Origin of the sequence: Vibrio sp. ES.051 (genome assembly GCF_002563795.1) — a bacterium.
Lineage (GTDB): Bacteria > Pseudomonadota > Gammaproteobacteria > Enterobacterales > Vibrionaceae > Vibrio.
The window spans coordinates 1574738-1598408 of sequence record NZ_PDJL01000004.1 but is presented as its reverse complement, the minus strand read 5'-3'; the positions used below and the strand labels follow the sequence as shown (position 1 = coordinate 1598408).

General features: G+C 38.9%; 20 protein-coding genes and 1 pseudogene. 13 read left to right on the top strand and 8 right to left on the bottom strand.

The window, feature by feature from the left end:
- Position 1: 1 nt before the first annotated feature.
- The 9 genes from ATG66_RS14035 to ATG66_RS13995 all read left to right on the top strand — a co-directional run bounded on the left by ATG66_RS14035 (position 2) and on the right by ATG66_RS13995 (position 9349).
- Positions 2-1174 carry a glycosyltransferase gene (locus tag ATG66_RS14035; protein WP_098415848.1) on the top strand — a complete coding sequence of 391 codons (1173 nt, stop codon included), beginning with the start codon at positions 2-4 and terminating at the stop codon, positions 1172-1174.
- 61 nt (positions 1175-1235) lie between these two features.
- Positions 1236-1553, top strand: a complete 318-nt coding sequence (locus ATG66_RS14030; RefSeq protein WP_098415847.1) for a hypothetical protein — start codon at positions 1236-1238, stop codon at positions 1551-1553.
- A 387-nt stretch (positions 1554-1940) separates the two neighbouring features.
- Entirely contained in the window at positions 1941-2474 is a 534-nt protein-coding gene (locus ATG66_RS14025; RefSeq protein WP_143699702.1) for a radical SAM protein, read from the top strand.
- 48 nt (positions 2475-2522) lie between these two features.
- Positions 2523-3949, top strand: a protein-coding gene (tnpC, locus tag ATG66_RS14020; protein ID WP_098414497.1) for an IS66 family transposase whose coding sequence is annotated in 2 segments (ribosomal slippage) — positions 2523-2715 and positions 2715-3949 — 1428 coding nt in all. Because the reading frame shifts where the segments join, the coding sequence is not laid out codon by codon here.
- Between the two features lie 74 nt (positions 3950-4023).
- The gene (locus ATG66_RS14015; protein WP_179885671.1) at positions 4024-4521 is read left to right on the top strand and encodes a hypothetical protein; all 498 of its coding nucleotides are present in this window, start codon (positions 4024-4026) and stop codon (positions 4519-4521) included.
- Positions 4522-4533: 12 nt separating this feature from the next.
- On the top strand, positions 4534-5802 hold the full coding sequence (locus ATG66_RS14010; protein ID WP_098415846.1) for an HlyD family secretion protein: 1269 nt from the start codon (positions 4534-4536) through the stop codon (positions 5800-5802).
- A 3-nt stretch (positions 5803-5805) separates the two neighbouring features.
- A complete protein-coding gene (locus tag ATG66_RS14005) occupies positions 5806-7935 on the top strand; it encodes a peptidase domain-containing ABC transporter (RefSeq protein WP_098415845.1) in 2130 nt (709 codons plus the stop codon).
- Positions 7936-7940: 5 nt separating this feature from the next.
- On the top strand, positions 7941-8585 hold the full coding sequence (locus tag ATG66_RS21145; RefSeq protein ID WP_306471567.1) for a DapH/DapD/GlmU-related protein: 645 nt from the start codon (positions 7941-7943) through the stop codon (positions 8583-8585).
- Positions 8586-8596: 11 nt separating this feature from the next.
- The gene (locus ATG66_RS13995) at positions 8597-9349 is read left to right on the top strand and encodes a hypothetical protein (protein ID WP_098415844.1); all 753 of its coding nucleotides are present in this window, start codon (positions 8597-8599) and stop codon (positions 9347-9349) included.
- A 75-nt stretch (positions 9350-9424) separates the two neighbouring features.
- On the opposite strand, the gene ATG66_RS13990 is transcribed toward ATG66_RS13995, so the two are convergent.
- On the bottom strand, positions 9425-9706 hold the full coding sequence (locus ATG66_RS13990; protein ID WP_098415843.1) for an XRE family transcriptional regulator: 282 nt from the start codon (positions 9704-9706) through the stop codon (positions 9425-9427).
- Between the two features lie 375 nt (positions 9707-10081).
- On the opposite strand from ATG66_RS13990, the gene ATG66_RS13985 reads away from it, so the two are divergent.
- Positions 10082-10564 carry a hypothetical protein gene (locus tag ATG66_RS13985; RefSeq protein ID WP_098415842.1) on the top strand — a complete coding sequence of 161 codons (483 nt, stop codon included), beginning with the start codon at positions 10082-10084 and terminating at the stop codon, positions 10562-10564.
- 602 nt (positions 10565-11166) lie between these two features.
- Here the strand turns inward: ATG66_RS13985 and ATG66_RS13975 are convergent.
- Positions 11167-12369 (bottom strand): MFS transporter, encoded by a 1203-nt coding sequence (locus ATG66_RS13975; protein ID WP_098415840.1) that lies wholly within the window; start codon positions 12367-12369, stop codon positions 11167-11169.
- Between the two features lie 115 nt (positions 12370-12484).
- Here ATG66_RS13975 and soxR point away from each other — a divergent pair, with 115 nt between their 5' ends.
- The gene (gene soxR / locus ATG66_RS13970) at positions 12485-12937 is read left to right on the top strand and encodes a redox-sensitive transcriptional activator SoxR (protein WP_098415839.1); all 453 of its coding nucleotides are present in this window, start codon (positions 12485-12487) and stop codon (positions 12935-12937) included.
- Between the two features lie 125 nt (positions 12938-13062).
- On the opposite strand, the gene ATG66_RS13965 is transcribed toward soxR, so the two are convergent.
- The gene (locus ATG66_RS13965) at positions 13063-13527 is read right to left on the bottom strand and encodes an HPP family protein (RefSeq protein ID WP_098415838.1); all 465 of its coding nucleotides are present in this window, start codon (positions 13525-13527) and stop codon (positions 13063-13065) included.
- Positions 13528-13627: 100 nt separating this feature from the next.
- Between ATG66_RS13965 and ATG66_RS13960 the strand changes: the two genes are divergently transcribed.
- Positions 13628-14179, top strand: a complete 552-nt coding sequence (locus ATG66_RS13960; protein WP_098415837.1) for a TetR/AcrR family transcriptional regulator — start codon at positions 13628-13630, stop codon at positions 14177-14179.
- 214 nt (positions 14180-14393) lie between these two features.
- Here ATG66_RS13960 and yfaE read toward each other — a convergent pair whose 3' ends face one another.
- The 5 genes and pseudogenes from yfaE to ubiG all read right to left on the bottom strand — a co-directional run bounded on the left by yfaE (position 14394) and on the right by ubiG (position 20610).
- On the bottom strand, positions 14394-14675 hold the full coding sequence (gene yfaE, locus ATG66_RS13955) for a class I ribonucleotide reductase maintenance protein YfaE (protein ID WP_098415836.1): 282 nt from the start codon (positions 14673-14675) through the stop codon (positions 14394-14396).
- Positions 14675-15808, bottom strand: a complete 1134-nt coding sequence (gene nrdB / locus ATG66_RS13950; RefSeq protein ID WP_098415835.1) for a class Ia ribonucleoside-diphosphate reductase subunit beta — start codon at positions 15806-15808, stop codon at positions 14675-14677. The genes yfaE and nrdB (ATG66_RS13950) overlap by 1 nt, the downstream gene beginning before the upstream one ends.
- A 148-nt stretch (positions 15809-15956) precedes the next feature.
- Positions 15957-17024: pseudogene (nrdB, locus tag ATG66_RS13945) on the bottom strand (class Ia ribonucleoside-diphosphate reductase subunit beta); the annotation flags it as partial.
- Between the two features lie 83 nt (positions 17025-17107).
- A complete protein-coding gene (gene nrdA / locus ATG66_RS13940) occupies positions 17108-19390 on the bottom strand; it encodes a class 1a ribonucleoside-diphosphate reductase subunit alpha (RefSeq protein WP_098415833.1) in 2283 nt (760 codons plus the stop codon).
- Positions 19391-19902: 512 nt separating this feature from the next.
- The gene (gene ubiG, locus ATG66_RS13935; RefSeq protein WP_098415930.1) at positions 19903-20610 is read right to left on the bottom strand and encodes a bifunctional 2-polyprenyl-6-hydroxyphenol methylase/3-demethylubiquinol 3-O-methyltransferase UbiG; all 708 of its coding nucleotides are present in this window, start codon (positions 20608-20610) and stop codon (positions 19903-19905) included.
- A gap of 310 nt (positions 20611-20920) precedes the next feature.
- Here ubiG and gyrA point away from each other — a divergent pair, with 310 nt between their 5' ends.
- Entirely contained in the window at positions 20921-23641 is a 2721-nt protein-coding gene (gene gyrA, locus ATG66_RS13930) for a DNA gyrase subunit A (protein ID WP_098415832.1), read from the top strand.
- Positions 23642-23671: the final 30 nt, after the last annotated feature.

Here is a 23671-nt window from a genome sequence, read left to right as displayed (position 1 = left end):
TATGTACGACTGGATAGAAGTTTTCTTAATTGTAAGCTCTTCAATAACATTGTTAACAACGATTGTGCTTTTAGTAGCGTATAAATATATCGAAGAACATAGTCAAAATACTAAAACGCCTTCTGTGACGGTTTTTGTACCATTTTATAATGAAGATGAAGGTTTGCTATTGAAAGCACTATCCTTCTTGGAAAAGCAAAACTACCCACATGAAATGGAAGTTCTCTTGATTGATGATGGCTCAACAAATGGCACTACAGAAGTAGTTGAAGAATGGCTGTCTACGGTTAGACAACAAAATTATAAATTAATAAAAAAACCATTTAATGAAGGACGTAAAGGGTTTGCTTTAGATTACGTGTTAAAAGAAGGCATTCCTACAGGTGATGTTTATGTTGTTGTCGATAGTGATACATTTATCGAAGAAAATGGGATTTATGAACTCGTTCAAAAGCTATGGTCAAACAAGCGTTATGCGGCAGTATGCGGGTATATTACACCTAATAATTATCAAGATAGCTTTGTTGGGCTATTACAACATTATGAACATATTAGTTTTTATGGGGCAATAAGAGCAGCTCAAGACAGGTTGGGGTGTGTACCAGTGTTAGCAGGTGCATTTGTTGCTCATAGAGCAAGTGTTGTGAAAGAGTTAGGTGGATGGAGTGAATGGCTTGTCGAAGATATTGCATGGTGTTGGAAGGCTATATCAAATAAATATAAGACTGGTTATGCGCCAAGAGCTAGAGCAACTACTCAATGTCCAACGGATGTAAAGAGTCTGTTTAAACAAAGGAGAAGGTGGGCTAGAGGTCGAGTTGAAGCTTATGCTGTAGCTTGGAAAACACATTGGTTTGCAGGTTTGTGCTCAACTCCATGGTTTATTATAACAGCAGCACAATATATTTTTCCGTCAAGCTTAATTTTATTAGGGTTAATGATTGTATTCCAGATATGGATTCCTTTGGTAATAGGATTGCTCAATATGTCTTTATATCTGTACTTAGTTAATGAATATATAAAAGACTACGACTTAAAAACTGACATTGACAACAAAACAATGTTCAAAGCTCCTCTATTCTCATTACTCTTGGAAACTATTACTTGGCTACCAAATCTAACAGGTTATTTAGACGAATTGATTGGTAGAAAGAAACATTGGTTAACTAGATAAACTTCGAGTAATCAATTATGAGCGCAGTACTCTTTTACTGTATAAATAAAAGGAAATTAATATGTACAATTTGAATGCAGAAGAAATCATGATGGTTGATGGTGGTGGCGATGGAGGCTACGGAGAGGTGATAGGTTGTTCGATAGTTGGAGGGGTCGCAGCCGTTGGTGCTGGGTTAGTTACAAAAAATAGTAATATTGTCAGTACAGTTTCAAGTATTGTAACTGGTAGTTGCATGGTTGCAGCTCAAGGCGGTAACAATGGTAATCAAGGTGGGAGTACTTCCAATGTAGGTTCAGGTGGATATATGGGTAATGGGTTACAATCTGGAGGTGGAATGATGGGTTCTCCAACTGGCGGAATGGGTAACGGATATTAAAATTTAATTTTGAAACCTATTTCTTCTTTGAAGTAGGTTTCATTTCAGGGGTTTGGATATGTACTTTAAAATATTTTTTTGTTCTTTTTCTACAGCACTTGTTTATTCGTTCATATTTGATTTAACAAATAGTAAGTATATTTCATTTATTATCGCGGTGATTTCTGGGGTAATTATATTTTCCGCTTGTGAATTGGTTGTCAGAAAGATGAAATCATAAGTTAAACTGACTTATAATAAATTTAAAGTAATTTGCCTAAATGGATTTATATTTGAGTTGAGCTTTTGAAGTTGTAGGCTATAGGTTACATATAATTATATGGTGCGGTTATTATAATGTTCTTTACTACTCGAATTATAAACAATTGACTTGGTTTAAGGTTAACTATGAATAAGTTACTAAAAATTAATAATGATAAAGCTTACTTTGGTATTAACTGGGCTTTGATGAATCATTGTAATTATAAATGTAATTATTGCCACTCTGATCTAAATGGTGGAACGATCAAGCATCCAAAATATGAGGAGGTAATATTTTTTGTGAAAAAAATTATTGAACATTCAAGTAAGCTACGTTTTAACCCTTATTTTGAATTTGGGGGTGGTGAAGTAACCTTGTTACGATATTTTCCTGATTTGATCAGATATATTTGTGAACACCAAGGATTAGTTAGTATTATTTCGAATGGTTCAAAATCTTTGAAATGGTGGGAACAAAATGTTCAGTTTTTAAATGGTGTTAGTTTAAGTTATCATGTAAATGATATTAAGAGTGAAACTCATTTCATCAAAGTGGCTAAAATATTGGAAGCATCCCGTATTACTCGATTACATGTTAATGTGATGATGGATCCTAGTCAATTTGAAGGTAAGTGTTCACCAAACCCTATTGACATAAAAACTGTGACCTCTAGCACTTGATCCCACTTTAGGTATTGAGTGATCATTTTTGAGCTTCATCATAGTTATATGACTAGAAAAAAAGCTCCTAAATACCAAGACGCACCACCTAAAGTCTCTGATCTGAATGAGGCTAAGGTGCTTATTGATGAGCTGTGGGAGCAGCTCAGGCACTATGAAGATAAGCTTACCACTAGCTCCAAAAACTCTTCAAAATCGCCCTCATCAGACAGTCCTAAAGATCGCCATGAGCGAAAAAAGATGAAAGCTCTGGTGGTCGCAATTCGAGAGGAGCTAAAAAAGGCCACACAGGGCATCAACGAAAACTTTCCCCGTTAAAAGACACGGATATCATTATTGATTGCTTCCCTGATAGTTGTCCTTGTTGCGAACAGTCTGACATTGATGTTCATGACGGCCCTTACTACCGACACCAAGTCTTTGATATTCCCAAGCCCACTGTCGATATCACCGAATACCGTTTATTTTCAGGTCAATGTCGGCACTGCAAAGAAGCCGTCAAGGCTCAAAAGCCTGACGATGCATCACAAGGGATTATAGGGCCTAACTTATTAAGTTACATTGGGGTTCTTGCGGGGCAATATCACCTCAGTGTTCGAAAAATCCAATCTCTTCTCAAAGAACAGCTTGGCACAACCTTTTCAGTTGGCGCGATCAGCGAAGCTCAAACGAAAGTCGCTTCAATGCTAACGCCATTACATCAAGCGATAAAACAAGCATTAAAGAAAGCGCCTTTGATTCATGCTGACGAGACCTCTCATCACAGAAATGATGAACAAAGCCTTCGCTGGTGTTGGTTAGTGGCAAGTGATGACCTTGTCTATGAGCAAATACTTTATTCGCGCTCGACCTCATCAGCGAAAAAGGTCATTGATGAAGACTATGCAGGCATTGTGGTCAGCGACCAGTGCCCTAGCTATAACTGGATAGCCGCAGACCGTCATCAGTTATGTTGGGCACATGTGAAGCGTAACCTTCAGCAAATGGCGGATTATAGTGGCGGTGGCCACACCGCTTATATTGGCAGACATCTTTGTTTGCTGACGAACGCCATTTTCCATACTCGGCATCGTTATGAACAAGATGAGTTAAATTATGCGCTATACTTACGAAGAATGCGTAGGTTGCAGAAATCGTTCGATCATTGGTTGAGCAAAGGGACTGATGTCATGGTCAAGCGATATCGGGGGCGATGCAAGTTACTGCTCAAACATAGAGAGAGCTTGTGGGTTTTCCTCAAGATAGTGTCAATCCCCTTAACCAATAATGAAGCTGAGCGATGTATTAGAGGTTTTGTAATCCAAAGGAAAATCAGCTTCGGAACGACCTCGGATGCAGGCGATAAATTCCGCAGTAGGATACATACCCTCATCGAAACCTGCAAAAAACGTGGCTTGTCGGCAATGTCAGTGTTGAGTGAGATCATCACGGCTGTTGTGGCGAAGAGACCGTACCCCAACATCTTTGATCTATAGGCTGTTCCCCCCGTTAATATCGAGTCAAGTTACCTTGGTGAACGATTACATTTGAAGATTGTTATGCTTTCGCAATGAATCTAAAGAAGCAAGTTAAATGCTCAATCGCATTGCAACCTTTATTTGAAGGTTTTGGTAGCGGAGGAATTACACATAAATATACATATACTAAAGAACAAGAAAAGTTGATGCAAAAATTCAGAGGTAGACCCGATGAAAAAGATCTACCTGAGCCTAGAGCTTTTTTAAATGTTGAATATTCAGATGGTTCAGTCGATACATTATCTACTTTTGATTTGTTAATTAATGATAAAGTTAATTTTATAGGGTGGGATTGTTATGCAGGTGTTGAGAGTGTGGTTGTTACATTTTCAGGTGATATTTATCGAGCATGGTGTATGCAAGATGGTCCAATTGGCTCAATTTACGATAAAGAAATTAATCTCCCAACTAAACCTACCCGTTGCCGAACTAAAATATGTCAGTGTGGGGCTGGCATTTCATCTACCAAAATAAATAGAAATATACTTAGAAGCAAAGATAATTGCATAGACATTACAGAACTTGATTAAGAGTGTATTTATATGGTAGCAAGGGGGAAACACATATATCGACCTGAATATTTTGAAGCTCAAAAAACAACAAATGAAGGTCGAATTTTACTTAAAACTTCATTGAATCAAAATGTTTACCTTTTTTGCTCTATGTTGGTTTTGTTTGCTGTGGTTACATTTCTAACTTTTGGTGAATACACGAGGAGAGAAACATTAGTTGGCTTGGTTAGCCCTTTAGGGGGAATGATTAAAGTTCAAGCTAATGACTCAGGTTACATACATAAGTTGTTCGTAAAAGAAGGACAGGTTGTCGAAAGCCTAACACCACTTTATGAAATACAAACAGAACGTTTTGATGAATCTGGCATTGGCGTGAAAAGTAGACTTTTAGATTCAATTGATAACCAATATCAGTTGATTACAGAGAGAAGAAAACAAGAAAAAGAAAAGGTTAATTTTGAACGTCAAGTTATATCTGAAGAGATTAAACGCTTAGAAGCGGAACTAACTATTTTACATAATGTTCTTAACTTATCCAAAAATGAATTATCCCTTACCCAATCAATACTTGATAAGCAAAGAATTCTTTTAAAAAATAATTTTCTTTCAGATTTAGACTATCAAAAACAAAAACTTGATTTGATGGCTAAACAATCACAAGTTGAAGGTCATAACTTGAATTTACAGAGATTGAAACGAGAAAAGGAAAGCTTAATTGCCACTTCTAAAAATCTTAGTATTAGCCTAAACATCACTCTTAAAGATATAGATAGACAATTAGAAGAAATTACGCAGAGTAAAGTAGAGTTTTTGCATAATAGTGATAGTCAAGTTCTTTCGCCTATTGGTGGTATTGTTGCTTCGATTCTGGCCGAAGAAGGTCACTCTGTGACTAATGGTCAACCCCTACTTATTATTGTGCCAGAAGGTAAAAAAGTCTTTGTTGAACTATACGCACCTAGCAGAAGTGTGGGGTTTCTTAAAGTTGGCCAAAATGTACGATTGAGATTTGATGCCTTTCCTTATGAAAAGTTCGGTGTTCAAACTGGAACAATCGCTAATATATCAAAGTCTTCTATTGCTCCCGAAATGATCGAAAATAGACGGCTACTCAAAAACACTGAAGTTGAAGGTTTATATCGAGTCAAAGTCGAATTATCAAAATCTACTATCACAGTTTATGGTAAAGAAGAAACTCTAATTTCAGGTATGACGGTAACTGGTGATATAGAGTTAGATACTAGAAAGGTCTATGAATGGATCTTAGAACCATTATACACAGTAAAAGGGAAGATTTAAGCTGTGGAAATAAACAATAAAATTGATTGGGGCTTCAGCAAAAAGTTAGCGTTGGTGCGACAGACTGAAAACGCTGAATGTGGTGTCGCTTGTCTTGCAATGATCGCCGATTGGTATGGTTGTAAAATTAGTTTAAGGCATTTACGTGAAAAATTTGGTATCACGCAGCATGGTATGTCATTTTCTAGGCTGATTGAATGCGCTGAGTTGATTTCCCTTTCTGGACGTGCAGTTAGACTTGATTTAGATGAACTGGAGCAATTAAGAAAACCATGTATTTTACATTGGAACTTAAATCATTTTGTTGTTCTTAAGTCAGTTAAAGGTAAGAAGGTTATCATTCACGATCCTGCGAATGGTATTGTTACTCTTACCATGTCTGAAGTTAATAAACATTTCACTGGCATAGCTCTTGAGTTAACTCCGACTCATGATTTCAAGAAGAATGATGAAAAGGACAAAGCTAAACTTTCAGATTTAATTGGTAGGACAGTCGGATTAAAATCGTCATTAATTAAAATATTTATGTTTGCGTTGGTTTTAGAGGCGTTAGCTTTGTTATTACCAATGCTTAATCAGATAGTGATTGATGAGGTTTTAGTCGGTTATGACGAAAACTTGCTAATATTGATAATCATTTCAATTCTTCTTATCACGGCAACACAGACTCTTATTGGTCTAGCCAAAGAATGGGCAACCATTACGTTATCCGTTAATTTTAATATGCAATGGACAGCAAATGTGTTCCATCATCTATTTCGGTTACCTATTGAATGGTTTGAAAAAAGGGATATTGGCAATATCAGTGCAAAGTTTGCTGCAATCAATGTGATTCAAAATACTCTGACAACTAGCGTAATCCAAGCATTGCTAGATCTTGTTTTAGTTATTGGTACGGTAATAGTTATGCTGCTATACAGCCCAACACTTTCGTCCATCGCTATTGTTGCTTCAATACTATATATATTATTAAGATTTGCTTGGTTTGCTCCTTTCAAACGAGCAGAAGAGAATACTTGGGAAGCAAATACGAAAGAAGAAAGTTATTTTTTAGAAACAGTTAAAGGAATACTGAGTTTAAGAGTTAATGGTAGTTTGCCTTGGCGTGAATCTTCGTGGCGAAATTTAAATATTAATAGAAGAAATGCCCAACTTCATGAGCTAAAGTTGGGGATGATATATAATACCATTAACGTAACTATTATCAGTTTAGTTTCAGCTTCAGTTCTTTGGGTTGGAGCTAGCTTAGTATTAAATGAACAATTTACTATTGGTATGTTAGTTGCGTTTTTATCTTACCAAAGTCGTTTTTCTGGAAGCATAAGTTCATTAATTGACAAGTATTTTGAATATAAAATGTTATCTGTGTATAACGAGAGGCTTGCAGATATAGTATTAACCGAAAAAGAAAAGAATGATGGTCACGGATTCAAGTTTAGTCAATTAAACAACGATAATCATCAGGAACTAATAAATTTTTCTGACGTGTCATTTTCTTATGGTAAAAATGAGCCTCTTTTACTTAATAATGCCTCATTTTCTCTCAAACGAGGAGAAATAGTTGCGCTAGTTGGCTCTTCTGGTTGTGGTAAGTCTACCATTTCTAAATTACTACTTGGAATTTATAAACCTCTGAGTGGGACCATTAATTTTTTTGATAACTCCAACCTGTCAATAAAAGAAGTTAGAGAGCGTATAGGGTCGGTTCTTCAAGATGATCAGCTGTTTAGTGGCTCTATTATTGAAAATATTACCTTTTTCGGTTCTGAGTTAGACGAAGAATGGCTAATTGAGTGTGCTCAAAAAGCAGGTGTTCACGATGATATTGAAAAATTAAATATGGGTTATCACACGCTGATAGGTGAAATGGGAGGGAGTCTATCTGGAGGTCAAAAACAACGGATTTTAATCGCTAGAGCACTCTATAAAAAGCCAGATGTTTTAATATTAGATGAGGCTACGAGTAGCTTGGATATCCATACTGAGTCATTAGTTTGTCAGACCTTTAGAGATGTCAATCTCCCTATATTAATGATTGCACATCGCCCCGAAACAATAGCATCTGCGGATCGTGTGTTGTTTCTACAAGATGGAGTGATTTCAGAAGTATCAAACTCATTTAAAGCGAGGTGAAATAAATGTTGTATCAGTCAAATCGAATACTCTGCCCTATAGATGGTTCTGATCTAACAGATGAAGAGGTCATGAATCGTTATGGGCAATATTTTGGAATGGAACCTTGGGTAAGTTTTTCAGGTTGCCCAGCAATCACCCTTACAAGGGTTAATGAGAGAACTTCCTCATTGTCATCAGATAGAACCGAACAATGTATTAAGATTGATGTTGGTTGTTATATTGAATCAACGATAAGTCCTGCTTTCCCTTCTAGCCCTACAAAGTTAACTTGTGTCTCTGTTTCAGACGCAGAATATGGGCAAATAACAATCGGGAGTAACACTACTTTACAAGGAACTTCGATCTGTTCATACAAATCAGTATCTATCGGAAAAAATGTCATATTTGGACCGAATGTCGTTGTTATGGATTGTAGTGGTCACTCGATTGATCGTAGAGGAGAGCAAGATGAACTAAGTCGTTTGAAAATCGCTCCCGTCTGTATTGGTGATGATGTATGGATCGGCTATGGAACAATTATTTTACCTGGCGTTTCTATTGGAAATCGAACTGTAATTGGTGCTGGGAGTGTTGTGTGCAAGGATATCCCTGAGGATTGTGTAGCAGTGGGAAACCCTTGTACTGTCAAATACAGTTTAAAAAATTAAGGAACTTAGTTATGAAATCCAAAAAGTTATATTTATTAGTTCTATTTGCTTTTTTGACTGGTTGCCAAGAAGAAAACATTGAAACTGTTGTCACTTACCCGCCTAGTCACAAAATCCAAATTGTGAGAGATACCCTCATTTATAATGGAATGATTACTGGAGATGCGGTGTTAGAAGCCCTCCGATTAGTCAGAGAAAGTGACAAATCAATAAAAAAACTCAAGATTACTAGTTCAGGTGGCGATATGGCCGTAGGAATTGAGTTTGGTTATTTTGTAAAAGAACGTGGTCTAGATGTGGAAGTGAGTGAGTTATGCTTTTCTTCTTGTGCCAACTACGTACTACCTGCTGCAAAATCTGTTGTAATTAATACTAATTCTTTGATTGGTTGGCATGGTGGAACACATCAGTCTGATGAGCTTTGGGAACAAAGTGTACCACAGAAAGACAGGTCTCAATTTATGGCTTATCTTAATAGATTGCGTGTAAAGGAAACGGTGTTTTTTAATTATGTCGGTGTAGACCAAAAAATTACTACTTATGGCCAGACAGTAAGTAATAGCTGCCAAGTTGAGAAAAATACAAGTGGATGGTATTACTCGGTTGAAGACCTTCGGACAATGGGGATTAAAGATATTACTATTAAAGGTGCTGGTTTATTGACTGAGATCGACTATAAGAATAATGGCGCTCAAATAAATACAACAAACTCGAATGCTACTAAGATTACTTCTTGTCTATTAAATGATGTTTTTGAATCTTAGAATTTAGTTGTGAAAATAAGTTTATGCTAATTGAGGCTCTAATTGAACAAGCTCTACTGATTAGAGCTTGTTCAATTATTCACCTCTTAGTTCTTCTATTTGCTTCCTAACTTCTTTACGTGAGTTACCTTTTAAAACCTTCATAGAAGTCTGAAGGTTTAATATTTCCATAAGACTTAGTAGTTTATCTATAGAAAACTTGTAATGAAATTCTTCAGGTCGAGAAAGTTCACTAACTCTTGGTTGTGAGATCCCTAAAATCTTTGCTATTTCTTTTTGCTTTGCTTTTTTTGGTATTAAAGAGAATGTATTCATTATCTCTTTCATTAAGTAAATGTGTAGCTCTTTCTTCGTCATAATCAACTCCTTTTTATTTGTTATATATTATAAAAATTACAGTATATAAAATGATTGTCAATTATAAGGCAGAACAGATAATGAAAAACTTGTAATCATAAAATCTAAAGTTTTAGTTTTTAACACAAAACCACCTTTTGTTTTTTCAGTAAAAAGCAAAAAAATTAAAAAATATTTATGCTAGGAGGTTTATAAAAAAACACCATTAATTAAGTAAAATATTATAGTGATAATTTTAAAGCATAATAATAAGTAAGAAAATTCTAGACGTAATTTTTGACGGCTTCTTTTTATATGTTAACTAAATACTTATGACAGTTAAAAAATGGATTTTTAACTAAGTCAAAGTTAACAATATAAAAGGAATTAAAAATTATGTTCAGTTTAATTATTGCAATAATTTCAGTTGCATTAGTAGCAGCTTTAGCATTAACTTCAATCTACCATGGTGGAGAATCATTAGATAGATCAAGAATACAAATTGAAGCTTCAACGTTTGTGCAACACGGTCAAACTTTAGAAATGGCAATCACTCAACAACGCTTAGATAAAAATGATGCAGTTGTAGCAATTAGAGATTTAGTTATTGAAGGTTACTTAAAAGACTTTCCGATTTTAAGCGAAGGGAATAGCTATGATTTTCACGCTTTATCAGATGATTATATCTGGATTCCTGAAAGCCAAAGTGATGAACTATGTGCTCAAATCAACATAGAAGCGAATAACGTAGACGCAGGAGGCGAACCAACATATGAAGCTTCAGGTTCAGAAGTAAGATTATTTGGTTGTAATGATGGAGGATTCCCTTACTACAAAACAGGTGATTTATACGTTAACGCAACTCCACCACCTGCATAATGAGAAAAGAAAAAGGAAGTCGAAAGACTTCTTTTTTTTCTTATACAAAAGAAAAACTCTACCGAAGTAGAGTTCAAGCAAATCAGAACCAATGGCTTTAGTTCAGAGTTAATTTTGATTTGCTTTAGTATCTTCACACAAAACAAAGGATATTTTAAATACTATTCTTCAATTTAATAATAATGAAATAGATAACTTGTATCTATTTAGAAATATATACCAACAAAACATTTAGTCAATACGCTAATTGTTTTTATTTTAAATAATCTTGATTTCTACAGATCGTAGAAGGAAAGAAAATAATTATTTTTTATAATTATAGTTTCATTATTGTAAGTTCCCCTTTTTATGATTAGATGATTCATAGAAGGAGTAACATTATGATATTTAAAATGACGAAAGTTGCACACACTTTCAATCAAGTGAGAAAAGAAGAAAAAATATACATCGAAATAGATTCTAAAGGTCGTCAGCACTCTATCAAAAAAACAGAGAATGTAAATGATTCTGCTAATTTTGGAAACCATATCTATTACAACGTAAAGAACAAAAAAACAGTAGAAATGTTTTACACCAGATGTCATATATCGTGAAAACTTGATTTAATCAGAGCTAATAGCAAGCTCTTTCCCTTGATTCAGACGAATCATAAACAAAACTGACACAATCATAACACCTGCCGCAAAGAAAAAACCAAGCTGAGTTACACCAAAGTGGCTTAGATATGCGATAGCTACGTAACTAATACTTTGTGCTAAGGTAGAAAACATCTGTAACCCACCATCCGCTAGCCCCCGTTGGTCAATACTTATACTATGATGCATCCAGTTTGTTCTAGCAATGCGATTTAACGCGTTAAATGTGCCAAAGAAAAAAGTAAAAAACAGTAGTAGTAATGGCGATGAAGATAAACTCATTCCTATCAGCATTATAGCTGCACACCCCATAGCGCCAATCATAATACTCTGATGTGAGCCTAAACCTAATAACTTCCCAATCAATAATCCAGTTACTAATGACCCCATTCCAAAGGCAATATTATAACCAGCAAACCAATCACCTGAAGTACCAGTTTCTGCAAACCAAATAGGTACTAACTTGGCAAGGAACGTTAATATTGGGTAACTTAACGCGGATAAAAGTAAGAAACCGTAAAAATGTGGCCGTTGAATAAATATCTCTCGGCTTTGTTTCAACTGAGTTACAAAAGAGATTGAGCTAGACTGAAGCAGTTGTCGGCGATAAGGTGTCAACATATAGCTGATAGCAGCAATTCCTGAAGCAATCGCAGCAAAGCTAGAAAATTCAAACATCCCCCACGCCTCCAATAAAATGACACCTAAAGCCCCAGCTCCTAAAGTTGTCACTTGCATAATTATCTCTTGCTTTCCCGAAATTGAAGCATATTCATTTTGATAGAAATTTTCTTGAGTAAAGGCATTATTGGTTGACCAAGCTAAGTTACTCGAATTCCAAAAGACCAACTGGGCAGCCGCGAGTAACCAGTTAGATTCATACCCAATTTCATAAAAAACAGCAACGATAGCGGCAGTTCCAGATTGTAATAACTGAACCAAAACCAGCAATCGCTTTCTTGAAAATCGGTCAATCAGAGTTGAGAAAAAAGGCGTAAGAATAAATGAAAGTGCTGTACATGATAAAGCGAGCATAGCGACAAAAGCTCCCATATGAGGGCTTAATAGCATTACCCAAGGAAGAGCCATCATAAAAAGCCCTGAAGATATTCCATCAAAGAATCTCCCAGTTAAATATGTTTCTGTACGTGTTTTGACTTCTAATTCCATTCTTTTTATTCCCTGTAAGACCAACTTAATGCTACGTTAATACCTCAAGTTAACTTTAGGTAAAGTGTTTTTTCATATAATTTGAATAAATGTCAGTTCAATAGGAGGACACAATATGGAAATGATGGTAGGTGAAGTTGCTCGAAGGTCTGGAATTAAAGTATCAACCTTACATTTTTACGAGCAAAAAGAGCTTATTTATAGTTGGCGTAATCAGGGCAACCAACGCCGCTATCATCGCAGTGTTTTGCGCAGAATAGCAGTAATCAAAGCAGCACAGATGGTAGGGCTAACTTTAGAAGAGATTGCAGATTCATTATCTGAGCTACCAAAACATAAGGCACCAAGTCAGAAGCAATGGACACAAATGGCCTCGAATTGGAATTCTATGCTTGAGCATCGTATTCAACAGTTGAAGGCTCTACAAAGTGATCTTGGAGGATGCATTGGCTGTGGTTGTTTATCTATGGAATCATGCGCTATTTACAACCCCCAGGACATTCGTGCCGAGAGTTTTTCGGACAAAACACGATTGACTAACCCTGAAGATTGGTCATCTGAAGTCTAATAAGCATACATTAGTTAGACTTAGTCAAAATGGGTCAATTATGATTCAATTCAGGGCCAGATAAGTGATGTATATCTGGCCCCATCTGATAATTTTTTGTCAATCAAAGACTGTTTGTCTGGTTTTCACAACCAAGCAGCATTCACAAGCCATTTTTGTCTAAATATGCCGATACTTTTACCGATCAATACAATAATGACCGCTCCAATGAGAACAGGGGTAATCAAAAATCCCCAGCTTTGTCCTGATAGCATAATTAAAATTGGATTAGCACCAGCAGGCGGATGCGTGGTTTTTGTTACTAGCATTGCACTTACAGCGATTCCCGTTGCCAATGCTAAGCTTAGTGCCGATACACAGATAAACTGAACAAATAAAACACCAACAAAAGCCGTTAATACATGTCCAAGAATGACATTTTTAGGCTGAGCCAATGGACTTTCAGGAACCCCGAACACTAATACCGTGGTCGCTCCAAATGGAGCCATTAGTAAAGCTATATCATTAAATTCATGTTCAAAATAAGACAATGCTCCAATAGCAAGGCTTGCACCGATCCCTGCAATAATTGCCAACAGAATACGATTCATATTTACTCTCCCTTTTAGTTAAGTAGACCGATTTGTCTACTTGCTGAATGGTAGACAAGTCGGTCTGCCTATGTCAACATAGTTTTAAAGGAGAATGTCTATGAGTAAAAAACGTCAGATATTAATCGACACAGCGTTAGCGCTTTTTTATCAAAACGGAATCAATTCCATAGGTATTAACGAAATTCTGAAATGCGCAGGTGTGGCTAAAAAAACCTTATATACAGACTTTGACAGTAAAGAAGCTTTGATATTAGCGACATTACACCAACGACATGACCGTTTTATACACTGGTTGGATAGTAAGCTTTCCGAGTCAGATTCTGATACCAGTGTCATTAACAATTTATTTAATGCATTAGAGAGTTGGTTTGATAGTAAGGAACCTGAGCTAGGCGACTTTAGAGGCTGCTTTTTTATTAATACATCCGCCGAATTTAGCGATACAAATAGTGAAATTGCCCATTTTTGTAATCATCATAAACAGCAGGTACGTGAAGTAATTCAACGACATCTTCGTAGCAACGACCCGCTATTATTGGAATCCATATGTGTACTAAAAGAAGGTGCCATCATTACAGCATATATGAGTAGCGATAGTCATACTGTAATAACGCATTGTCTTGATATATTGAAAGTGCTTCAGAAATAATCAAGCAGCGTCAATGCAGTTAGCCATCGTTGTTAGAGGAATAGCGATTTTGGGGCATGTGTGATTTAGGCAACTAAGAAGGATTTCTTCTCAGTTGCTAGTACGGAATAGGGCATAAATCCGCCAGTCTGTCAGATCTAATCACACCGATGAAACGAAGCTGACAGACTGCATTCAGCCTATATGTATATTACTCCCAATCACACAGATTAGATTAGGCACTTTTAACTGCTGCATGAGTAAAATTAACAGCATCTAATTCGAGATCAGTCTTTGCTCTACAGATGCAAGGCAAGATTTGATTGCCTTCTGTGTATGCCATTGCAAAACCAATATACTCAATCTCACCAGATACGAGATTGCAGCGACATGCACCACAATGACCATCTCGACAGTTGTATTCTGGTGATAATCCCGCATTTTCCATCGTTTCAAGCAAAGTGTTCGATGGATTTGATGAGATAGTCGTAACTCGATTTATTTTTAGATTTGGCATTACAGCTCAAAACCTTTAAAGTCTTGAATTGAAACATCATTTTCAATCTGCCCGACAAGGTACGAGCTAATCTCGCTTTCTTGAGGTGCAATTTGAACGTTGTCAGAAGATAGCCAAGCATTGATCCAAGGAATCGGATTTGAAGTCGAACTCGGATAAGCCACATCCAAACCTACTGCTTGCATACGTATATTCGTAATATATTCCACGTATTGGCAAAGAATATCTTTATTTAAACCAATCATTGAACCATCTTTGAATAGGTATTCAGCCCATTCTTTTTCTTGTTCAGCAGCAGCTTTAAATAAATCAAAACATTCTTGCTTAGCTTCTTCAGCAATTTGCATGAAGGTAAAATCATCCTGACCATTGCGAAGCAAGTTGATCATATGCTGTGTCCCTGAAAGATGCAGTGCTTCATCACGAGCGATTAACTTGATGATTTTTGCATTACCTTCCATGAGTTCACGCTCAGCAAATGCAAATGAACAAGCAAAGCTAACATAGAAACGGATCGCTTCTAGCGCGTTTACTGACATTAGGCAAAGGTAAAGCTTTTTCTTAAGTTGATATAAATCAACCGCAATTTCTTCACCATTAATGGTATGTTTGCCTTCACCAAATCTATGATAGTCATTGGTTGCTTCTATAAGGTCATCATAGTAGTGCGCTATGTCTTTGGCACGTTTCAAGATCTCTTCATTTTCTACGATATCATCAAAAATTTCTGATGGATCATTGACGATATTACGAATGATATGTGTGTATGATCTTGAATGTATAGTTTCAGAGAATGACCAAGTTTCAATCCAAGTTTCAACTTCAGGTAGAGAGACCAAAGGTAGTAAAGCAACATTTGGGCTACGGCCTTGAATTGAATCAAGAAGTGTCTGGTACTTTAAGTTAGAGATAAAAATGTGTTTCTCATGGTCAGGAAGCTTTTGATAGTCTATGCGATCAGTAGATACATCGACTTCTTCTGGACGCCAAAAGAAGCTAAGCTGCTTTTCAATAAGCTTTTCGAAAACCGAGAACTTCTGTTGGTCATAACGTGATACATTAACATTTTGCCCAAAGAACATTGGTTCTTTGAGTTGGTCATTCTTTTGGGTGTTAAAAGTAGAGTATTTCATAATCTGATATTTCCTTTTCTATTCACTAATACAGCAGATTTTAGATTTTTGTTTTATAGCTACTAATGAAATGTTTTTGGACTGGATCCTAAGCGGCTTGTTGGTGAGCAGGGTCGTAACAAAAAACAGGTGTTTTTAATGGGTGTACATTTATTTCCGCTTCTTGAGGTGCAACTTGAACGTTATCCGATGACAACCAAGCATTAATCCATGGGATTGGGTTGGTTGTTGCTTCTGGGTACGCCGCTGGAAGTCCAACCGCGTGCATACGGATGTTCGTTATGTACTCAACGTACTGGCTCAAAATGTCTTTGTTTAGACCTATCATGGAACCGTCTTTGAATAGGTACTCTGCCCATTCTTTCTCTTGCTCTGCTGCTTCTTTGAAAAGATCAAAGCACTCTTGTTTTGCTTCTTCTGCAATTTGAATGAACGAGAAATCGTCTTGACCATTACGTAGTAGGTTGATCATGTGTTGAGTACCATTCAAGTGAAGGGCCTCGTCACGAGCAATGAGCTTGATAATTTTTGCATTACCTTCCATTAACTCGCGCTCAGCGAAAGCAAATGAACAAGCGAAACTCACGTAGAAACGGATTGCTTCTAATGCGTTAACCGACATCAGACAGACGTATAGCTTCTTCTTCAGATCGTGCAGGCTGACTTTAACCGTTTCACCGTTGATAACGTGATCACCTTCGCCGTAACGGTGGTAATCGTTCGTTGCTTGGATCAAGTCATCGTAATAGTGCGCGATGTCTTTCGCACGCTTAAGAATATGTTCGTTTTCTACGATGTCGTCAAATACCACACTCGGGTCGTTGACGATGTTACGAATAATGTGTGTGTATGAACGAGAGTGGATCGTTTCAGAGAAGGACCAAGTCTCAATCCAAGTTTCTAGCTCTGGCAGAGAAACAAGCGGGAGCAACGCTACGTTTGGGCTACGACCTTGGATAGAGTCTAGCAGCGTCTGGTACTTTAAGTTGGAGATAAAGATGTGCTTCTCGTGATCAGGTAGCTTGTTGTAATCGATACTGTCGCTCGATACGTCAACTTCTTCTGGGCGCCAGAAGAAAGAAAGCTGCTTCTCGATGAGTTTTTCGAAGATCTCGAACTTTTGTTGGTCGTAGCGAGCAACGTTTACTGATTGACCAAGAAACATAGGCTCCTTGAGCTGGTCATTCTTTTTTTGGTTAAAAGTACTGTAAGCCATAATGCCTCAATTCCTTTTAAACCTCCCCATGAAGAGGAGGTTTTCGATAGTCGGTTTTTTACGAATGGTTGGAATGGGTAAGATTAAATCTTACAACCGCCGCCTGCACAATCGTCATCTTGTGGTTGAACAGCATCTTTCTGTTCGTCTTTCGCACCATCACGAGTGTTATGGTAGTAAAGTGTCTTCACTCCAAATTTGTATGCAGTCAGTAGGTCTTGAAGCAGTTTCTTCATTGGAACCTTACCCGTCTCGTAGCCAGATGGATCATAATTAGTATTCGCTGAGATCGCTTGGTCAACGAACTTCTGCATAATACCCACAAGGTGTAGGTAGCCGTCGTTAGAACCGATGTTCCAAAGCAGCTCGTAATTGTCTTTCAGCTCAGTGAAATCTGGTACAACTTGCTTCAAGATACCGTCTTTTGATGCTTTTACAGAGACGTAACCACGTGGTGGCTCAATACCATTAGTCGCATTAGAGATCTGAGAAGACGTCTCAGAAGGCATTAGCGCAGTCAGTGTTGAGTTACGTAGGCCGTGTTTCATAATTTCTTTACGTAGGCCGTCCCAGTCATAGTGCAGCTCTTCGTCACAAATTAGATCGATATCTTTCTTATACGTATCAATCGGCAATAAGCCTTTTGCATAGTTCGTTTCATCAAATAAAGGACATTTGCCTTGCTCTTTTGCGAGTTCTACCGATGCTTTCAATAGGTAGTATTGCATTGCTTCAAACGTACGGTGAGTCAGGCCATTTGCGCTGCCATCGGAGTACTTCACACCATGCTTCGCGAGGTAGTAAGCAAAGTTAATCACACCAACACCTAGTGTACGACGGTTCATGGTCGATTTGTATGCGGCTGGTAGTGGGTAATCTTGATAGTCCAATAATGCATCAAGAGCACGAACAACAAGCTCAGACAGTTCTTCGAAGTCGTCAAGTGACTTGATCGAGCCAAGGTTAAATGCCGAAAGCGTACATAGCGCAATCTCACCTGAGTCATCTTCAACATTAGTCAATGGTTTAGTTGGAAGTGCAACTTCCAGACATAGGTTCGATTGACGAACGGGTGCGACTTCAGAGTCGAATGGACTGTGCGTATTGCAGTGGTCAACATTCTGGATGTAGATACGGCCTGTGGATGCACGTTCTTGCATTAGCAATGTGAACATCTCGATCGCTTTAACCGTTTCTTTTTTAGTCGAAGGATCGTTTTCGTATTTCACATATAGGCGTTCAAATTCCTCTTGGTTCTCGAAGAATGCGTCGTATAGGCCAGGTACGTCCGATGGGGAAAATAGCGTGATATTGCCACCTTCAACCAGACGTTGGTACATCAATTTGTTCAGCTGTACGCCGTAGTCCATGTGACGAACGCGGTTCTCTTCTACACCACGGTTGTTTTTAAGCACCATTAGAGAGCGAGCTTCGCCGTGCCACATTGGGTAGAATACAGTCGCTGCGCCACCACGAACACCACCTTGCGAACAACATTTTACTGCGGTTTGGAAGTATTTGTAGAACGGAATACAGCCTGTGTGAAATGCTTCCCCACCGCGGATCTCAGAACCTAGCGCACGGATACGACCTGCGTTGATGCCGATACCTGCACGTTGAGAGACGTAACGAACAATCGAGCTTGCTGTTGCGTTGATAGAATCAAGACTGTCGCCACACTCGATCAGAACACATGAACTGAACTGACGAGTAGGAGTGCGCACACCAGACATAATTGGTGTAGGTAGAGAAATCTTAAATGTCGACGTCGCATCGTAGAAACGTTTAATGTAATCAAGACGTGTCGCTTTTGGATACTTCGCAAACAGGCACGCAGCGACAAGGATATATAAGAACTGAGCACTCTCGTAAATTTGACCCGTCACACGGTTCTGTACGAAGTACTTACCTTCTAGCTGTTTGACTGCAGCGTAAGAGAAGTTTAGGTCGCGTTTATGGTCGATGTACGCATCAAGTTCGTCGAGTTCTGCTTTTGTGTAGTCTTCTAGAATATGTTGATCGTACTTACCTAAATCGACAAGGTGAGACACATGGTCATAAAGCGTAGGTGGCTCATATTGGCCATACGCCTTTTTGCGCAGATGGAATACCGCTAGGCGAGCTGCTAGGTATTGGTAATCCGGAGTCTCTTCAGAGATCAGGTCTGCCGCAGACTTGATGATAGTCTCGTGGATATCTGTCGTTGTGATGCCGTCGTAAAACTGGATGTGAGCGCGCAGTTCTACTTGGGAGACTGAGACATTATCTAGACCTTCTGCAGCCCAAGTGATAACGCGGTGGATTTTATCCAGATCGATACTTTCTTTACGGCCATCACGTTTGGTGACGGTAAGTTGTTGGTTCATTCTGCTTTATTTCCCTAAGAAAACTGATAAAAGCCGTATTTTTGTTTGTTTATATGCCATATGAGTAAAGCTTGCGGCGGCTTTGTGATCAAAGTCTATCTATATTTTATCCATATATATTGTAGCTCAAGCACAACATATAGGGGTTGATTTGATTTCGGGTTACAAGATAGAGCTATTACACTGATTTATCAAGGCACAGATTTGGGATGACTTGTGGATAACTAACAAAATAAAAAAATCAGTAAGTGAGCACTAACCGATGAGAAAAGGGCAGACTTGAGTGCTTAAAAGCAAGGTTTTCAGATCGGTTTATAAATAACCGCATGTAAAAAAAATCTCCTTGATCTTTGACCGTTTTTACCTACGAAAAATGGGTTAGTCAAAATGGAAGCTAGAGCACGAATTTTATCCATAAAAAGACAAAAAAGTAGCAACTTTGTGCTACCAATTTTGATTCATTTTTCGCAAGAGATGTCAATCAAGGAAAGTATTTTTAACACAACGTGGTATTAATCTTTTTTAGTATGGACAATGTAATTTACATCTACATTATGACCAAGCTTATAAGTGTCATTTAGAGGGTTGTAATGTAGCCCTGTGATGCCCATTTCAGTTAGATCGGTCTGGTCAATCATCTTCATCATCTCAGCGGGTCTGATAAACTTTTCGTGCTCATGAGTGCCCTCAGGAACAATCTTTAGCAGCTTCTCTGCACCGACAATCGCAAATAAGTACGACTTGATGTTTCGGTTCAAGGTCGAGAAAAAGACGTGTCCACCCGGTTTAACCAGTGCTGCACAAGAACGGATAACGGAGAGGGGATCTGGTACATGTTCTAGCATCTCCATGCAAGTTACCACATCGTAGGTTGCGGCGTTTTCTATCGCATGATCTTCTATCGTACTTTGGATGTAAGTAAGTTGAGTACCGGTCTCCAATGCATGCAGGCGTGCAACTTCTAATGGTTCCTTGCCCATGTCGAGTCCGGTCACAAGGGCACCTTCTTTTGCCATGCTCTCTGCGAGAATACCACCACCACAACCGACATCAAGTGTACGTTTACCAAACAAGCCATTTGCTTTCTCAAGTACATAGTTTAAACGAAGTGGGTTAATCTGGTGCAGCGGTTTAAACTCACCTTCTAAATCCCACCATCGAGAAGCCATGTCCTCGAATTTTTTAATTTCACTAGGGTCGACGTTCTGTGCTTTAGTCATCATGGTTGTACAACGTTCAATCTGAGTCCTTTAGAGGGGGTCAGTATACTCCAACGTTTGTTCAGGATTAAACAGATTAATCTCGGTTTGCACGTGTTGATTCCTATTTTGCTCAATACTGGCCGAAATATAACCACTAATCAGAAAGATATGGGATGAGTGTGCAAATTCTCGACATTTGATTCATAACCAAACTCACAACCTGATAAAAGGAGAGGGAAAGTGATGCCGAACTGGTGCATTATGTGTTATATTTTTGCACCTTACACGTATCGTAATTACGATCAGATAATAGAGGGATAATGGCTCTATGAGCGATTTAGCTAAAGAGATCACGCCCGTAAACATTGAAGATGAGCTTAAAGGTTCATACCTAGACTACGCGATGTCAGTCATCGTGGGTCGTGCTCTTCCAGATGTGCGTGATGGCCTAAAACCAGTACACCGCCGCGTATTATTCGCGATGAACGTACTAGGCAACGATTGGAACAAACCATATAAAAAATCAGCCCGTGTTGTCGGCGACGTGATCGGTAAATATCACCCTCACGGTGATAGTGCTGTGTACGATACTATCGTACGTATGGCTCAGCCGTTCTCACTTCGTTATATGCTGGTCGATGGTCAAGGTAACTTTGGCTCGATTGATGGCGACTCTGCTGCGGCAATGCGTTACACCGAAGTTCGAATGGCAAAAATTGCCCACGAGCTTTTGGCTGACCTAGAAAAAGATACCGTAGACTACGTACCTAACTATGATGGTACTGAGCAGATCCCAGCGGTTCTTCCGACAAAAATTCCCAACCTATTGGTCAACGGTGCTTCTGGTATCGCAGTAGGTATGGCAACCAACATCCCGCCACATAACCTTGGCGAAGTGATCGATGGTTGCCTCGCATTCATCGATAATGAAGAAATCACGATTGATGAATTAATGGATTACATTCCTGGTCCTGATTTCCCAACGGCAGCACTTATCAGTGGTCGTAAAGGCATCGTAGACGCGTACAAAACAGGTCGCGGCAAAATCTACATGCGCTCAAAAGCTGATATCGAAGTGGAGAAAAATGGTAAAGAAACCATCGTTGTCAGTGAAATTCCTTACCAAGTCAACAAAGCCCGCTTGATTGAGAAGATAGCAGAGCTAGTTAAAGATAAGAAAGTTGAAGGCATCAGCGCGCTACGTGATGAGTCTGACAAAGACGGTATGCGCATCGTTATTGAATGTAAGCGTGATGCTGTGGGCGAAGTGGTCCTGAATAACCTTTACGCTCAAACTCAGCTGCAAACGACTTTTGGTATCAACATGGTGGCGCTAAATAACGGCCAGCCACAGTTATTCAACTTGAAAGATATGTTGAAGTGTTTTGTTGATCACCGTCGTGAAGTAGTGACTCGTCGTACCATCTTCGAACTACGTAAAGCGCGTGAACGTGCGCACATCCTCGAAGGCCTAGCGCTTGCGCTGGCTAACATCGATGAAATCATTGAACTTATTCGTAAAGCCCCAACGCCTGCTGAAGCAAAAGCGGGCCTTATCGCGCGCGGTTGGGATCTAGGTAACGTTTCGGTAATGCTTGAGCGTGCTGGTACTGATGCCGCTCGTCCTGAATGGCTAGAGTCGCAATATGGTGTCCGTGACGGTCAGTACTTCCTAACAGAGCAGCAAGCACAAGCCATTCTAGATCTACGTTTACACAGACTAACAGGTTTAGAGCACGAGAAGATTCTGGGTGAATACAAAACACTTCTAGAAGAAATCGCGGAGCTAATGCACATTCTCGAGAGCACTGAGCGTTTGATGGAAGTGATCCGAGAAGAGTTAGAATTGGTTCGTGATGGCTTTGGCGATGCTCGTCGTACAGAAATCACAGCAGCTAGCCATGACATTGACATGGAAGAGCTGATTGCACGTGAAGACGTCGTAGTTACGCTGTCTCACGGTGGTTACGTTAAGTACCAAGTACTGAGCGACTACGAGTCACAGCGCCGTGGCGGTAAAGGTAAGAGCGCAACGAGGATGAAAGATGAAGACCATATTGATCGTCTTCTAGTGGCGAATACCCACGACAACATCTTATGTTTCTCTACCCGTGGTAAAACATACCGCTTGAAAGTTTACCAACTGCCGCTTGCGAGTCGTACTGCTCGTGGTAAGCCTATCGTGAACATTCTTCCACTAGAAGAAAATGAACGTATCACGGCTATCCTACGCGTAGGTGAGTTCTCAGAAGATAAATTCATCTTCATGGCAACAGGTGACGGTACGGTTAAGAAAACGCCGTTGAATCAATTTGCCAACGTACGTTCAAATGGCCTAATTGCTGTTAACTTGCGTGATGATGATTCATTAATTGGTGTTGATATCACTAATGGTGAAAATGAAATCATGCTGTTCTCGAAAGCGGGTAAAGTTGTTCGCTTTAAAGAGGCAGAAGAAATTCCTGTACTTGATGAAAATGGTAATCCAGTTCTTGATGAGAACGGTCAGCCTGAAATTAGGTTTAAAGGGGTTCGTCCTATGGGTCGTACCGCTTCAGGTGTTCGTGGTATGAAACTGGCAGAAAACGACCAAGTCGTCTCTCTCATCATTCCATCACATGAAGGCGACATACTAACGGTTACAGAGAATGGTTATGGTAAACGTACCGCGCTTAATGAGTACCCGACAAAAGGTCGTGGCACTCAGGGTGTGGTATCAATCAAAGTCTCTGAGCGTAACGGTCCAGTAGTTGGAGCGATCCAGGTCGACGAAGGCGACGAGATGATGATGATCACCGACGCTGGTACTTTAGTTCGTACCCGTGTTTCTGAAGTTAGTCAAGTCGGTCGTAATACTCAAGGTGTGACGTTAATCCGCACAGCAGAAGATGAGTCAGTTGTTGGCCTACAGCGCATCGAAGAAATCGATGAAGCAGAGCTAACAGGTGGTGAAGAAACGGAAGCCACTGAGTCAACTGAAGCAAATACGCAACAGGATGCTCCAGAAACCCCTGCCGTCGATGATGCAGAAGAAGGCAATGAAGAGTAATCTTTTGTCGCTATTCTAATATTAAAAGCC

Coding starts and splice junctions, on each gene's coding strand:
- ATG66_RS14035 (WP_098415848.1), top strand. CDS start 2: ATGTACGACTGGATAGAAGTTTTCTTAATTGTAAGCTCTTCAATAACA.
- ATG66_RS13960 (WP_098415837.1), top strand. CDS start 13,628: ATGAGTAAAAAACGTCAGATATTAATCGACACAGCGTTAGCGCTTTTT.
- ATG66_RS14010 (WP_098415846.1), top strand. CDS start 4,534: ATGGTAGCAAGGGGGAAACACATATATCGACCTGAATATTTTGAAGCT.
- ATG66_RS14030 (WP_098415847.1), top strand. CDS start 1,236: ATGTACAATTTGAATGCAGAAGAAATCATGATGGTTGATGGTGGTGGC.
- ATG66_RS14025 (WP_143699702.1), top strand. CDS start 1,941: ATGAATAAGTTACTAAAAATTAATAATGATAAAGCTTACTTTGGTATT.
- ATG66_RS21145 (WP_306471567.1), top strand. CDS start 7,941: ATGTTGTATCAGTCAAATCGAATACTCTGCCCTATAGATGGTTCTGAT.
- ATG66_RS13985 (WP_098415842.1), top strand. CDS start 10,082: ATGTTCAGTTTAATTATTGCAATAATTTCAGTTGCATTAGTAGCAGCT.
- ATG66_RS13990 (WP_098415843.1), bottom strand. CDS start 9,706: ATGACGAAGAAAGAGCTACACATTTACTTAATGAAAGAGATAATGAAT.
- ATG66_RS13995 (WP_098415844.1), top strand. CDS start 8,597: ATGAAATCCAAAAAGTTATATTTATTAGTTCTATTTGCTTTTTTGACT.
- ATG66_RS13975 (WP_098415840.1), bottom strand. CDS start 12,369: ATGGAATTAGAAGTCAAAACACGTACAGAAACATATTTAACTGGGAGA.
- soxR (WP_098415839.1), top strand. CDS start 12,485: ATGGAAATGATGGTAGGTGAAGTTGCTCGAAGGTCTGGAATTAAAGTA.
- ATG66_RS13965 (WP_098415838.1), bottom strand. CDS start 13,527: ATGAATCGTATTCTGTTGGCAATTATTGCAGGGATCGGTGCAAGCCTT.
- gyrA (WP_098415832.1), top strand. CDS start 20,921: ATGAGCGATTTAGCTAAAGAGATCACGCCCGTAAACATTGAAGATGAG.
- nrdA (WP_098415833.1), bottom strand. CDS start 19,390: ATGAACCAACAACTTACCGTCACCAAACGTGATGGCCGTAAAGAAAGT.
- yfaE (WP_098415836.1), bottom strand. CDS start 14,675: ATGCCAAATCTAAAAATAAATCGAGTTACGACTATCTCATCAAATCCA.
- ATG66_RS14015 (WP_179885671.1), top strand. CDS start 4,024: ATGAATCTAAAGAAGCAAGTTAAATGCTCAATCGCATTGCAACCTTTA.
- nrdB (WP_098415835.1), bottom strand. CDS start 15,808: ATGAAATACTCTACTTTTAACACCCAAAAGAATGACCAACTCAAAGAA.
- ubiG (WP_098415930.1), bottom strand. CDS start 20,610: ATGACTAAAGCACAGAACGTCGACCCTAGTGAAATTAAAAAATTCGAG.